The organism is Rhodococcus sp. T9N (genome assembly GCF_024436645.1).
GTDB classification, from domain to species: Bacteria; Actinomycetota; Actinomycetes; order Mycobacteriales; family Mycobacteriaceae; genus Rhodococcus_F; species Rhodococcus_F qingshengii.
The window spans coordinates 1-13,600 of the sequence record NZ_JAMSKS010000006.1 but is presented as its reverse complement, the minus strand read 5'-3'; the positions used below and the strand labels follow the sequence as shown (position 1 = coordinate 13,600).

Annotated in this window: 14 protein-coding genes; 8 read left to right on the top strand and 6 right to left on the bottom strand. The window is 63.0% G+C overall.

Annotated features, from left to right (window positions below; all coding sequences use genetic code 11):
* Positions 1–352 precede the first annotated feature (352 nt).
* From M1L53_RS12275 to M1L53_RS12265, 3 genes are read right to left on the bottom strand one after another with little or no spacing between them, the layout of a single operon-like run.
* Positions 353–961: a signal peptidase I gene (locus tag M1L53_RS12275; protein ID WP_054186874.1), complete on the bottom strand. Its 609-nt coding sequence runs from the start codon at positions 959–961 to the stop codon at positions 353–355.
* 10 nt (positions 962–971) lie between these two features.
* Positions 972–1,589, bottom strand: coding sequence for a hypothetical protein (locus M1L53_RS12270; protein WP_228232510.1), 618 nt, complete (start codon positions 1,587–1,589; stop codon positions 972–974).
* A 7-nt stretch (positions 1,590–1,596) separates the two neighbouring features.
* A complete protein-coding gene (locus tag M1L53_RS12265; RefSeq protein ID WP_007735401.1) occupies positions 1,597–2,226 on the bottom strand; it encodes a SipW-dependent-type signal peptide-containing protein in 630 nt (209 codons plus the stop codon).
* Positions 2,227–2,453: 227 nt separating this feature from the next.
* On the opposite strand from M1L53_RS12265, the gene M1L53_RS12260 reads away from it, so the two are divergent.
* The 6 genes from M1L53_RS12260 (at position 2,454) to atzF (ending at position 8,612) form a co-directional block, all read left to right on the top strand.
* Positions 2,454–3,443, top strand: coding sequence for an LLM class flavin-dependent oxidoreductase (locus tag M1L53_RS12260; RefSeq protein ID WP_039973481.1), 990 nt, complete (start codon positions 2,454–2,456; stop codon positions 3,441–3,443).
* 9 nt (positions 3,444–3,452) lie between these two features.
* A complete protein-coding gene (locus M1L53_RS12255; RefSeq protein WP_054186872.1) occupies positions 3,453–4,673 on the top strand; it encodes an MFS transporter in 1,221 nt (406 codons plus the stop codon).
* A 97-nt stretch (positions 4,674–4,770) separates the two neighbouring features.
* On the top strand, positions 4,771–5,577 hold the full coding sequence (locus tag M1L53_RS12250) for an SDR family NAD(P)-dependent oxidoreductase (protein ID WP_054186871.1): 807 nt from the start codon (positions 4,771–4,773) through the stop codon (positions 5,575–5,577).
* Complete coding sequence (locus tag M1L53_RS12245) at positions 5,574–6,107, top strand: carboxymuconolactone decarboxylase family protein (protein ID WP_019744457.1); 534 nt, start codon at positions 5,574–5,576, stop codon at positions 6,105–6,107. Before M1L53_RS12250 ends, M1L53_RS12245 begins: the two co-directional genes overlap by 4 nt.
* Positions 6,108–6,183: 76 nt before the next feature.
* Positions 6,184–6,885, top strand: coding sequence for a GntR family transcriptional regulator (locus M1L53_RS12240; RefSeq protein ID WP_019744458.1), 702 nt, complete (start codon positions 6,184–6,186; stop codon positions 6,883–6,885).
* Positions 6,886–6,902: 17 nt separating this feature from the next.
* The gene (gene atzF / locus M1L53_RS12235; protein ID WP_054186870.1) at positions 6,903–8,612 is read left to right on the top strand and encodes an allophanate hydrolase; all 1,710 of its coding nucleotides are present in this window, start codon (positions 6,903–6,905) and stop codon (positions 8,610–8,612) included.
* Positions 8,613–8,615: 3 nt separating this feature from the next.
* Here the strand turns inward: atzF and M1L53_RS12230 are convergent, their stop codons facing one another.
* Positions 8,616–9,191 carry a TetR family transcriptional regulator gene (locus M1L53_RS12230; protein WP_003941498.1) on the bottom strand — a complete coding sequence of 192 codons (576 nt, stop codon included), beginning with the start codon at positions 9,189–9,191 and terminating at the stop codon, positions 8,616–8,618.
* Positions 9,192–9,259: 68 nt separating this feature from the next.
* Between M1L53_RS12230 and M1L53_RS12225 the strand changes: the two genes are divergently transcribed.
* Positions 9,260–10,861, top strand: coding sequence for an MFS transporter (locus M1L53_RS12225; RefSeq protein WP_054186869.1), 1,602 nt, complete (start codon positions 9,260–9,262; stop codon positions 10,859–10,861).
* Positions 10,862–10,913: 52 nt separating this feature from the next.
* Here the strand turns inward: M1L53_RS12225 and M1L53_RS12220 are convergent, their stop codons facing one another.
* The gene (locus M1L53_RS12220; protein WP_054186868.1) at positions 10,914–11,765 is read right to left on the bottom strand and encodes an SDR family oxidoreductase; all 852 of its coding nucleotides are present in this window, start codon (positions 11,763–11,765) and stop codon (positions 10,914–10,916) included.
* 118 nt (positions 11,766–11,883) lie between these two features.
* On the opposite strand from M1L53_RS12220, the gene M1L53_RS12215 reads away from it, so the two are divergent.
* Entirely contained in the window at positions 11,884–12,333 is a 450-nt protein-coding gene (locus M1L53_RS12215; protein WP_007735410.1) for a helix-turn-helix domain-containing protein, read from the top strand.
* On the opposite strand, the gene M1L53_RS12210 is transcribed toward M1L53_RS12215, so the two are convergent.
* Positions 12,309–13,301 (bottom strand): iron-siderophore ABC transporter substrate-binding protein, encoded by a 993-nt coding sequence (locus tag M1L53_RS12210; protein WP_007735411.1) that lies wholly within the window; start codon positions 13,299–13,301, stop codon positions 12,309–12,311. The genes M1L53_RS12215 and M1L53_RS12210 overlap by 25 nt on opposite strands.
* Positions 13,302–13,600 lie beyond the last annotated feature (299 nt).

The following is a 13,600-nucleotide window of genomic DNA, read 5'->3' as shown; positions in this document are numbered from 1 at the left end:
GCAGCGCACGTCGAGATCGATCCGGTCCGGGACAACGAGTTGACGCCCAGTAGCTTTGCAACCACCAGATTGGTTGTGTCCAGGTCCTTTCCAATCGTGTTCTGTTGTGAGACACCTTCGAACATCGAACTGCCGAAAAGATCTATCACGATTCCGCCACTGGACAACCCGAGCCCGCCGGCGCCTCTGCCGTACCCACTCGTCGTCCATGAACCGGTGGAAATCGGGCCGGTAACGTACTCGGAGTCTGTCCACGCCGCTTCTGTCTCTCCGAGGAGTGGGTGAGACGAGAAACCAGAGCCCAGAACAACCGCAACTGCCAATACGATGACTGAAAACAGGTGGCGACGCTTCATTGTCTACCGCCGTCTGGCGGTAGAAGAACCTGAATGGGTTCGGTTTTCGGGTCGGCCGAGTCGGCATCATCGTCGTCATCGGTATTGCGCGGCCAGAATACCGCGACCACCAAAGCGGCCATGGTCAGCGTGATCGCCCCCAGAACAAGAGGATTCGAGAAGTAGACGATCACCCGCGCCAATCCCGGAACGTGCCAGAGCACCTTTCGGACCGTGGTGACCTCGTATACCGCGGGATCAGCCGAAGCGTTGGCATCACCCTTGAGATCGAGAATCGTGATGCCGTTGTCCTGGGTACGAGCGGAGACGACCCGGTGGGTCACCGGCAGTTCGGACACTCCCCGATCGACGGTGACGACGTCGCCCACCTCGACGGAATCTGCCGGTACTTCCCGCACAACTGCCAGAGATCCGGTCGGAATGGTCGGCGACATCGATCCGGTCTTGAACATGATCAGTGTGATGTCGAAAACGAAGGCACAGATCACCAAAGCGATACAAACAACCCCACCGGCAGCGAGAACCTGAAGGATGCAGTCCCCGATGATCGTGGGGATCGAACGCTTCTTCGTCCGGGCATGTGTTGCCCGGGCATGTGTTGGCATTGCAGCTCCTTCAGGGTGTTGCACTGAACTGCCAAGTGGGAGTTGCCGTTTTACCGGTCAGCGCCGAGTTGCTCCAATTAGCCGAGGTTGCGGGCAGCGAAATCTCGAAGCACAGCGCCACCGCGGCGCCCGGGGACGCTCCACCGGTGGGTAGCGCGATGGCCCCGACTGCGGAACCAGTTGAGAGCGACGGAAACACCGTCGCACTTCCCACCACGAATTGTGGTGTTCCCGTGGCGAAGGCTGACGCATCACAGGTCGTCGACTTGACCACCCGATACCGCAGCGCCGACGCCAGAGTGGAGTCGCCGGCAACCGTGGCCGCCTGCAGAGTGACGGATGCTGCCGGCGAGACCGGCACTGTTCGAAGAGATATCGGGCCGTACGAGAACGCACCGGGGCGAATCAGGAGCGCCGAGGGCGTGTACGTGAAAACGCCAGGGGCACTGGATGAATGCGACGACCATCCACCGCCGACGTTCGACTCGATTCCGAATGTTCCGGTGCGAAACGATGCATCGCCCATCGTGCTGTCCACCCAACTGGCGGCCACGGTGGTTGCACCGATACCCAGGACGAGTCCCGAGGCCGCCAGTGCGTACACCTGACGCATTCGCCGTGTGACCACGCAGGCGTCAGGGGGTGGACTGGCCGGTGAACTGCCAGAGCAAGCGCCCGGTGTTCTTGCCCGACACGATCGAAGGGTCGACTCCGGCAGGCAGCGTGACCGCGAAGCACAGTTCCACCGGCACGCCCGTGCCTAGCAAGGTGACATCCGAACCCGAACCTGCCGTCAAGGCCACCGGACTGGCTGTCGTGCCTACCCATGCTGTTCCTGCTCCAATTCCCGCTGCCGTGCAGGTCGTGGAGGGGACACCTCGATACACCGAGTACCGCAGGGCGGGTTTGAGGTCGGTATCACCGCCCGTTGCACCGAGTAGTTGTACCGTCGCGCCGGAAGTGCTGGCCGTGGGACCGATCCGAAGCGCTACCGGCGCGTATACCGTCGTTCCGGGTGAGAGTGCGTCGAATCCCGTGCTGAATTGGAAGTGGCCGGCGGAAGCGTCCACTTGATACTCACCCCAGGTCGTCAGTCCGTCGAAGCTGCCCTGGAGATTCCAACTTCCCGTCTTGAACTGCGCGTCGCCGAAAACGTTGTCTGTCCACGCCGCCAAGGTGACAGCGGCGCCGATACCGAGGACAAGTCCTCCGGCAAGTAATGCACGTACTTTGCGCTTGTTTACAGCCTTCCGATCAGTGGCCATGCTGGTCTCGATTCACTTGGAATGCGAAAGAACCTCCGATTCGGGAAATCTAGCCCCCAATTTCATCCGAAATATCCGAAATGACCGAAATCGAGACAAGAACTTCACGCCTTGTCCGCCTCGCCACCATCCGTGGGCGCTGACCAGGCGGAAATAGGAAAGCCGGCCAGATGGTTGCACCTTCCAACGACGTTTGCGTTCTATTCGCTGAGAAAGGCACCACATTCATGGCCGTCCCACTTTCCATCCTCGATCTCGCCCACATCGGCGACAACGAAACCGCCAAAGACAGCTTCGACGCCAGCGTGACCTTGGCGCAGCGTGCCGAGGAGTGGGGTTACAAGCGAATCTGGTATGCCGAGCACCACAACATGGGTTCCATCGCGTCTTCGGCCACCAGCGTTCTGATCAGCCACGTCGCCGCGCACACCAGCAAAATCCGCCTCGGCGCCGGTGGAATCATGCTGCCCAACCACGCGCCGCTGACGATCGCCGAGCAGTTCGGCACCCTCGAGACTCTGCACCCGGGTCGCATCGATCTCGGTCTCGGTCGCGCGCCCGGTAGTGATCAGAAGACGATGCAGGCTTTGCGACGCGACCCGAGTTCTTCGGACAGCTTCCCGCAGGACGTACTCGAGCTTCAGGGCTACCTCGGCGACACTTCGCGCGTCCCCGGAATCAATGCCGTTCCCGGTAAGGGCACTCACGTTCCGCTCTACATTCTCGGATCGTCATTGTTCGGAGCCAAGCTCGCCGCGATGCTCGGCCTGCCGTATGCATTTGCCTCGCACTTCGCCCCCAACGCCCTGCGCGACGCCGTCGCGATCTATCGACGCGAGTTCAAGCCGTCGGAGCAGTTGGCGGAGCCGTACGTCATCGCGGGCGTCAACGTCATCGCCGCCGACACCCATGAGCAGGCTCAGCAGGACTTCCTCGCGGCCAAGCGTTCGCGCGTCAGCCTTCTTCTCGGACGCGGACGCAAGTTCACGGACGACGAAGCGGACATGCTGCTCGACTCCCCCGCGGGTCAGCAGGTTCTGCAGATGACCAAGTACAGCGCCATCGGCACGCCCACGGAGGTCCGCGCCTACCTCGACGAGTTCACCGAGCATGCACAGGCCGACGAGCTGATCACGGTGTCGACCGGCACCAACCGCGAGGCTTGGTTGCGCACGTTCGAACTCCTCGCCGACGTGAGCGATCTGGTACCCGCCTAAGCTGCCGGTATGGGCGATCCATCCCGTCGCGGGTTCATCTCGGTACTGGCAGTTCTACTTTCGACGGGTTGGGCCGCCAACCACTTTGCTTCGCTCATCCCGGTTCTCCGGGTGGACGAGGGCCTTTCGCATACCGTGCTCGACGGTGTTTTCGGTATCTACGCGCTCGGACTTCTACCCGGCCTGTTGACCGGTGGAGCACTGTCGGATCGCGTCGGCCGAGCTGTAGTCGTCCTGCCCGGAGCGCTCATAGCCTCGCTCGGAACCTTGATTCTTCTTCTCTGGCACGACGCGCCCGGGCTCATGGTCGGGCGCCTCGTTGTCGGTATCGGTGCCGGTCTGGCAATCGGCGCCGGTACCGCGTGGGCGGCTGACCTTCGCGGCAAGTCCGGAACCGTGATGGCGGGCGTAGTACTCACCTCGGGTTTTGCACTGGGACCACTGTTTTCGGGTCTGTTGGCACAATTTGCCGCCTTCCCACTCGCTACGCCCTTTGTCGTCTCGGCCGTCTTGTCGGTGGGTTCGGTTACCGCGGCAGCTGTGTGGAGTCGTACACCTGTTCCCGTAGAAGCCGCGACCATCACACCCGTCCCAGACGGCGCGGAGCGCTCCGTCGCAAATGCGCCAGACGGCGCGGAGCGCTCCGTCGCAAATGCGCTGCTCTGGGCACTTCCGTTGGCGCCGTGGGTGTTCGCCAGCGCAACAGTCTCTTTTGTGACCATGACGGCCAGGCTCGGAGACCGCTACTCCGGCCCTCTCCTTCCGGGTTTCGCGGCGGCGCTGACTCTGGGTGCTGGAATCTTGGTTCAAACCGCTGCGCGCCATCGCAATTGGGGTCCTCAGGCCGGCACGGTCGGCGCCGCACTGGCGGCGCTCGGATACTGCCTGGTCGCCGTCGGCGGCGCACACCCCGCGCTCGGGTTGTTCATCGTCTGCGCGCTCGTCCTCGGTACGGCCTACGGACTGTGTCTGCGTGAGGGACTGCTCGACCTCGAGTCGCTGGCTCCCCCGGCCTCGCGGGGCGCCCTGACCGGGATCTTCTACGTCGGCACCTATCTCGGATTCGGACTGCCGGTGCTACTGGTTGTCATCGAACCCACGATGGGTCCGTCACTGCCGTTGGTGATCCTCGCCGCTGTTGCCGCCGTCGTTGCCGTGGTCCGATTCCGTCGATTGCGGTCGACCCAGGCTTCCTCGTCACATCCGCGTCTCGAAGCCACATCGGTCTGAACACCCGTTCGGACGGAGTTGGCGGTACTTGCAGTCGCAGCTACCCGGCGGTGTTAGCGTCGGAGGACCAGAAGGTAACTGCGTAGGGACACAGCACATGGGCAAGAGCGAGGCGGGCAAGGCCGAATCGGCCAAGAGCAGTGGCGACGATCTGACGGGTCGGCGCATCCTGATCACCGGCGCTGCCCGCAATATCGGTTCTTCGCTGGCCAGACGCCTGTACGACCGTGGTGCGTCCGTGGGACTGCTCGGCCTCGAGCCGGAACTTCTCGAGCAAGTCGCCACTTCCTGCGGCCGCGCGCCGTGGCAGTTGTGCGACGTCGCCGACCTCGAGCAGGTATCTCGCGGCGTCGACTACATCGCTGAGAAGCTGGGAGGCATCGACGTCGTCGTCGCCAATGCCGGTGTCGAGGCGAACTCGTCGATCCTCGGCGGCGACCCTGCGGACATGCGCCGCGCCGTCGAAGTCAATCTCATGGGCACGTACTACACCCTGCGCGCAGCCGGTCCGCACATCAGTCACGAAAACGGTTACGCCCTGGTGGTCGCCTCGGCTCACGGCGCCGCCAAGCATCCGTTTCGCGGACCGTTCGGTGCTTCGCGCGCCGGCGTCGAAGCCTTGGGTGACGCGTTGCGCTTGGAAATGAAACACCTCGGCACCAAGGTGGGCGTCGCGTATATCGGCGACATCGACACCGATACCACCGCACTGTCGTTCGACGGAGCACGCGGAACCCTCGCCAGCGTCGGCACCACGACCGTCGCTGACGCCGTCGACGCGTTCGAGCGCGGTATCGTCGGCCGGAAGTCACGCGTACACGCGCCCCGCCGCAGCGCCGCGGTTCGCCACATCGCGCAACGAGCTATCGACCTCCGTCCCTCTCACATCCGTGGAGTCGCATGAACCCCCGCATCCCGCCCGGCCGATTCAAAGACCTCGGTCCGATCAACTGGGGAATCTGGCGTGTCCTGTCGAAGGCTGCCGGAGCACCCGATGCGCATCTGTTCAGCACCTTGGGGCGCACGGGTGGACTCTTCCGCGGTTGGCTGCACTACTCCGGCTCACTCATGCCCGGCGGCAAGATCTCTCGCCACGACACCGAACTGATCATCCTGCGGGTCGCGCATCTGCGGGACTGCGGTTACGAGATGGATCACCACATCAGGCTCGGCCGCAAAGCCGGAATCGACGCAGAAGAACTGGCCCGAATCATCGAGGGCCCTGGCGCTTCCGAGTTGAGTCCGCGTCACCGTGCGATCTTGACTGCGGTCGACGAGTTGGTCACCACCAAGGACATCACCGACAACACGTGGGGAACGCTCTCGCAGCATCTCGACGATCGTCGGTTGATCGAATTCACCTTGTTGGTCACTCAGTACGACGGCCTGGCCACCACGATCGGAACCTTGCGGGTTCAGCGCGACTTCTCCTGAAGTTCCGCGGCGGCCGTAACTCAGCTCTAACCCGAAGACATCTGGACGAAACACCTGATCAATAGCGTATACAGGTATGTCGACAGGGATGAATACGGCGCCGGAGCCACTGCGTGAGGTGGTCTACCGGGAACTACGCACCGAACTGGTCAACGGGACTATCGGGTTCGATCAGCGCCTGACGGAACCGAAACTCTCCACGCGTTTCGGCATTTCTCGCACACCAGTACGGGAAGCGTTGACGATGCTGTGCGCCGATGGACTCCTGCGCCGGGAAGAGTACGGGTTCTCCGCCGTGCGCCCGAGTATCCCGCGGATCCGAGATCTGTATGAACTCCGAATCACTCTGGAACTACAGGGAATTACCCGGGCGATCGCAGATCCGACGATCCGGCACGACCGAACAATCCTCGACGACGAATTGGTGCGGTGGCGTGCCCTGGCTCTCGATCCGCCCGCTCAGGAACCGGGGTTCGTCGAACTGGACGAGGAATTCCACGTCGCCGTACTGAGGGCGTCGGGAAACAATGAACTGGTCGCGTCGCTGCTGTCGGTGAATTCCCGTATCCGGCACGTTCGGATGTACGACTTCATGGTCAACGGCCGCATCGACACCTCGATCGCGGAGCACATTCGAATCCTCGAAGAACTACGTGCCGGCAATCTGCCCGAGGCCCGCACGCTTTTGCACCAGCACATCGGCGAGTCTCTCGACGTCGTCCTCGACCGGGTGACCCGCGCGATCACCGCGCTCTCACTCGCCAACATCACGGACTGATCGGAGCAGTACACACCATGACCATCGCAGCAGAAGTTTTCACCCCGACAGCCCGGGTCGAGCAGGCATTCCAGCGGATCGAGGAAGTAGATCGCCCCGAAGTCTGGATCACGTTGCGCCGCAAGGAAGATGTGCTTGCCGATGCCGCTTCGGTCGAAGCCAGAATCGCCGCGGGCGAGCATCTTCCTCTGGCTGGGCGTCTGGTCGCCGTCAAGGACAACGTCGACGTCGCCGGTCTGCCGACCACAGCGGCGTGCCCCGAATTCGCGTATTCGCCGGACGAAACCGCCAGTGCCGTTGCGCGGTTGATCGAGCACGGGGCTGTTGTTCTGGGGAAGACCAATCTGGACCAGTTCGCCACCGGACTGGTCGGAACGCGCAGTCCGTACGGAGCCGTTCGCTGCGCCTGGGACGAAGAGTTGATCTCGGGCGGTAGTAGCTCCGGATCCGCCGTCGCTGTCGCGCTGGGAATTGCAGACATCGGAATCGGCACCGACACCGCCGGTTCCGGCCGGGTGCCGGCAGCGTTCCACGGGATCTACGGACTCAAGCTCTCGCTCGGCGTCATCCCAGCCCACGGAGTAGTGCCCGCCTGCGTCGACTACGACGCTCTGACGGTATTTGCCGACGACCTCGAATCGGCAACCGCGGCAGCGGCAATCATGATCGGCCACGAACCTCGGGATCCCCGCAGCCGCGTCTGGCCTTCCGACGTTCGTCTCGCGGCGGCGCCGAATCCCCGCGTCGCCGTCCCCCGAATCGAGGATCTCACTCAACTGAGCCCGTCGTATACAGCAGCATTTCAGGACACTGTGGCAGCTCTGGTAGCCGGCGGCGCCGAGACCGAGACCGTCGACATATCCGGACTGCTCGACGCGGCCCGATTGCTCTACGACGGCGCCGTAGTGGCGCAGCGGTACGCCGCTGCCGGCGAGTTCCTCGAAACTCGTCCTGCCGGAGCAGATCCCGCGGTGTCCGACATCGTGCTCGGTGCGAAGCACCCCACCGGATACCAGCTAGTCGACGATCTCGATGCTCTCACCCGCGCCAAGGCTGCCGCCCGGGAACTCCTCGCCGGGTTCGACGCCCTACTGCTTCCCACCACCACCGAACACCCGACGATTGCCGCCGTGACCGAGGATCCGTTCGGAATCAACCGCCGGATGGGAACTTTCACCAACTTCTGCAACCTGCTCGACATGGCGGCCGTCGCGGCGCCCGGACACCGCACTGCCGAAGATCACCCGTTCGGCGTCATGTTCGTCGTACCCGCTTTCGACGACCAGAGCGCCATCGACCTCGCTGCGCGACTCGGCGGTGTGCCTTCACCTACCCTCGTCGATACCGGAATCGACCTCGCAGTATTCGGCGCTCACCTGCGCGGGCAACCCCTCAACACACAGTTGGTCGACCTCGGCGCGCGGTACGTCGAAACCGTCACGACCTCGGATGCCTACCGGCTCTTCGCTCTCGACACGACGCCACCGAAGCCCGGCCTGGTACGCCGTGGACCCGGCCTCGGGGCACCGGTCGTCGGCGAGATCTTCCGGATCTCACCGGCCGGGCTGGGAACGTTCCTCGCCGCCTTGCCTGCACCGATGGCGCTCACGAGCGTCGAGTTATCCGACGGCAGAACGACAGTCGGTTTCAGCTGCACTCATGACGCCGTAAACGGCGCAGCTGACATCACCGACTACGGCGGTTGGGCCGCGTACCTCTCTCGCTGACAGTCACGGCTTGCAGATTCGAGTGACGGCCTCGCGCACCACTTCACGGCGGCGCGCGATCTCGTCGGCGTCGACGTTCTGGTTGTCGGCCACACCGGGGGCCACCACCCAGCCGAACACGAGGCCGAACAGCATCGTGATCAGGTCCTGGGGGTCCCAGTGCTTCGAGATGAGGCCGTCTTCTTGAGCCTTGCGGATCGTGGCCATTCGCGGAACCCAGCTGGAATGTTCCTCGGCCAGCTTCTTCATCCGTGGTGCCTCACCCTGCAATTGACCCCAGATCATCATCCGTTGAATCTGTGGTTTGCCGAGCATTGCGTCGAACAGTTCGACGGCATGCGCGGGCATGTCTTCACCGGTGAACTCGACGGATTCCATCGCCTGCTCGAAGTCGACGTCGAGCACCGCGTGGAACAACGCGACCTTGTCACCGAAATAGGCGTAGAGGCGCTCCTTACTGGCGTTTCCGTTCTTCGCAATCCGATCGATGCGCGCACCGGCAAGCCCGTAGGTGCCGAATTCTTCTTGCGCAGCGTCGAGGATTCGCTGTTTCGTCGCGGTCACGTCAGTGGGAGCCATAGTGATGATGGTAACCGAACGAACTATTTCGTTTGACTCACCCGAGAAGGCTGGAATACCTTTTTCCAATGACCACCACGTCCCACGTCGACGGCGGCACTCTGCCACCGATCCCGGCTGTCTCCGAGAATCCGAATCATCAACGTCGCTGGCTGGTGCTCTGCATCGTCGCGTTCGCTCAACTCATGGTGGTGCTCGACGGCACCATCGTTTCCATCGCCCTACCGGCAGCCCAAGAAGAACTGGGCATCAGCGACCTTGACCGCGCGTGGGTGGTCACGTCGTACGCCTTGGCGTTCGGTGCGCTGCTGCTCCTCGGCGGACGTATCGCCGACTACTGGGGCCGAAAGCGATCCTTCATCGTCGGCATGGCGGGCTTCGCGGTTGCCTCCGGCATCGGCGGCATCGCGCAGAGCGGTATCGAACTGTTCATCGCTCGCGCCGGCCAGGGCGTCTTCGCAGCATTGCTCGCGCCCGCTGCGCTGTCGATGCTCACCACCACCTTCATCGGAGAGAAGGAGCGCGCCAAGGCTTTTGCCGTCTACGGCGCGATCTCCGGCGGTGGCGCTGCCATCGGCCTGCTCCTCGGTGGAGTGCTGACGCAGTACGTCGACTGGCGCTGGTGCCTGCTCGTCAACATCCCGATCGCGCTGATCGCCATCGCTGCAGCTGTCCCGATCGTCAAGGAAACCAAAGCGCACGGCGACACGAGCTACGACCTTCCCGGCGCTGTCCTCATCGCCCTGGGGCTCGGCTCACTGGTCTACGGATTCACACGCGCCGAGCACGGCTGGGGTCAGGCGGACACTTTGCTGTTCATCGCACTGGGTCTGGTCTTCCTCGCGATCTTCGTGGTCGTCGAGAGCCGCAGCAAGAATCCGCTTCTACCGCTGAGCGTTCCGTGGCATCGCGATCGCGGCGCTGCTCTGATCGGCTCCATGCTGGTGGGCGCCGCCCTGCTCGGCGGCACGTTGTACCTGACGTTCTACCTGCAGATCGTGCTCGGATTCAGCCCGGTCATGGCCGGCGTCGGATCGCTGCCGATGGCGTTCTTCATCGTCTTGGCGTCGACCATCGCAGCGCAGTTGTCCACCAGGATCGGCCCCAAGCCGCTCATGGTCGCCGGCCCGCTGGTGGCAGCAGTAGGACTGCTCATGCTGACCCAGATCGAGGTACACAGCTCCTACTGGACGCACGTGTTCCCCGGCCTCGCCATCTTCGGCTTCGGACTCGGTCTGCTGATGGTGCCGATGCAGAACCTCGCACTGATCGGTGTCCCCGACCACGACGCCGGCGCTGCCAGTGCCCTGGTCAACGCCACCCTGCAGATCGGCGGCGCACTCGGAACCGCACTGTTCACCACGATCTACGCTTCGGCAAAGTCGGCCTTCACCGCCGACAACGCGGCGCCGATCCCGCCGGAAGGCATTCCTGTCGACATGTCGAACGCGACCATCCCGACTGGTGACCAATTGGCGCTACTCCCCCAGCCGGTGCAGGACTTCGTCGCCTCGATGACGGACTACTTCTTCGGCGCCGAGGTATCCGGATACTCGGCCGCATTCGGTTGGGCGGCAATCCTGTTGGCGATCATCGCACCGGTAGTGCTGGTTCTGGTCCGCGCCAAGAAGGGTGATCTGCCCGCCGAGGGTGCAGTCCACATGGGGTAGCCCCCTGTGCGCCTTTATTAACCGCCCGCGGTTAATAAAGGCGCACAGCAGGTCAGGCCTTCCTCAACACCTCAGTCACCGGAGTGCTGCTGCGGCCGATCAACTTCTGCAGGTCACCCGACTCGGTGTCCAATGCCCCCTTGGCAATTGCAGCATCGGAATCGGCGAGGATCTGCGCAACCGGTGCAGGCAGTCCGACGCTCTCGAGAATGCCTTCGTATGCCTGCTCGTCCACGAACTGGTACGCGACGGGCTTGCCGGCAAACTCGCTGATCTTCTCGGCCAATTCGGCATAGGTGAGCCTCTCGTCACCGCCCAACTCGTACACTGCACCTTCGTGACCATCGGTGGTCGCGACTACTGCTGCGGCGTCGGCGTAATCCGCACGCGCCGCAGCCGCGATCTTGCCTTCCGCTCCCGCACCGACCAGTGCGCCGCGTTCGATCACACCGGCAAGGTCGTTGGTGAAGTTCTCCCAGTACCAACCGTTGCGCAACAGCGCGAACGGAATACCGCTCCGAGTGAGCACGTCCTCGGTCGCCTTGTGCTCGGCAGCAAGCTTCATCGGCGTGTCCTGAGCATTCAAGATGCTCGTGTAGGCGATGAATCCGACGCCGGCAGCCTTCGCCGCGTCGATGATGTTGGTGTGTTGCGCGAGCCGTGACCCCACTTCACTTCCCGAGATCAGCACCAGCTTGTCGACGCCCGCCAATGCGGTTTCCAACGCCGAGGCATCGGCATAGTCCGCTTGACGTACAACTACTCCGCGGGCGGCGAGGCTTTCCGCCTTCTGTGGATTGCGGACCACTGCGACGATGTCGGACGCGGCGGTTCCCCGCTCGATCAACGACTCGACTACCAGTTGTCCGAGGTTTCCGGTTGCGCCGGTGACTGCAATGCTCATGCGAACTCCCGATCCAGGTTGAAGCGTAAATGCGTTCTCCAACCATCATGCACTTATTTTTCGTAAGTGCAACACGTCGAGTTAGCGCTATGGGATCGTGCAGTAGTAGCCTGGGTTCATGACCAGCACCGACTCACCTTCACGTGCTGCCCAGACCCCTGATCCGAATGCCGACGTCGTGGACCCAACGCTCGAGGCTGACGTCTTCGCTCGCGGGTGCAACTCTCGGGCGGCATTGCAGAATGCAACCGGACGCTGGGGCGCACTCGCGCTGGCGGCATTGAACGAGGGCCCGTACCGGTTCAGTGCACTGCGCCGACGCGTCGACGGAGTCAGCGAGCGCATGCTCTCACAGACCCTGCAAACACTCGAGCGGGATGGCCTCGTGCACCGTGAGGTACTCGAAACCATCCCGCCCAAAGTGGAATACAGCCTGACCGAACTCGGCGCCGACGTCGCCGCAAAGATCACGGCCCTGATCGAACTACTCGAATCGCAGGTGCCGAAAATCGTTGCGTCACAAGCGTCGTACGACGCCCGGAATCAGCTCAACTTGTCCGAGAGCTGAGCGATGAACTCGTCGAATGCGTAGGGAACGCTCAGCACCGTCGGAGCGGACGTAGCCATCGCGTAGTCCATTCCGACCAGACGAACCAGACGGCCGTTCGACACCGAGGTCATGTTCGCGAACGGACCGAAGGACATGAGCTTGTCCAGGTTGGTGCCGTCGGCGTCGACGAGAATGAAGACGTCGGCGTCGAGTGTGTCGATGGATTCCATGCCCACGGACACCGAACTGTCGCCGGAAGTGCACACTGCGTCGACACCGGGCGTGGTCTTCACCCCGAGCTGGCCGAGAAGACGGATCCGCGGGTCGGTGCCGCAGAAGACGATCAGGCCCTCGTCGGTGCGCATTGCATACGTTGCGGTTTTGCCCTGGAACTGTGGGTGATCAGCGGCCTGCTTCTCGAAGTACGCCCCGGTCTCGTCGATCAGCGTCTGAGCCTGCTCCGGCTGTCCGAGCGCTGCACCGATCATGCTCATCTGCTTGTCCCACGCCGTATCCCACGGCTGGTCGGGGAACGCGACGGTCGGCGCGATGTCACTGAGACGCTTGTACTCGCCCTCGTCGATGCCGGAGTAGACGGCGAGGATCACGTCGGGATCGAGCCCGAGGATCTGCTCGAACGGGATATCGGGATTGGTCGTCATGAGAACGGGCTTGGCACCGTTCAGACGCGAAGCGTCCCAGGGCAGGATGTTGTTCTCGATGCCGTCGCCGGAGAAGCTCTCCATGGCGACCGGAACCTTGTTCAGTGCGATCACCGCATCCTGGCCACTCCATCCGATGGTCACGATGCGCATAGGCTCCGCGTCGATCGTCGTCGAACCGTAGGCGTGGTCGACGGTCACGGGGAACGCCCCCGCCTCGGCGGCACCCGAAGCTTCGGCGTCCGATCCGGAGTCACCTGAGGTTCCACAGGCGGAGAGCGTCAGCGCGACGCAAGCCGCGAGCAGTACGGAACGAGTTTTCATGAGTGGTCCTTCGAAAGCCGAATGGTCGACTCGGGACGCTAATGCGTTGCGCGCCTACACCCCGACTCGAAGGCCTCAGATGGCGGTTTCGCAACACAACTCGACACAAAAGACGAAAAACCCCGTGTGCCTTTCCGGTAGTGCGAACTACCGAAAAGGCGCACGGGGCCGAAGGCCCTGCCGTCAGAAGTTGATCATGTGGCCTGCGAGGCCGTGGATCGCTTCCTGCAGTGCCTCACTGAGTGTGGGGTGGGTGTGGACGTTGCGTGCCAACTCGTTGACCGTGAGGTCCCACTTCT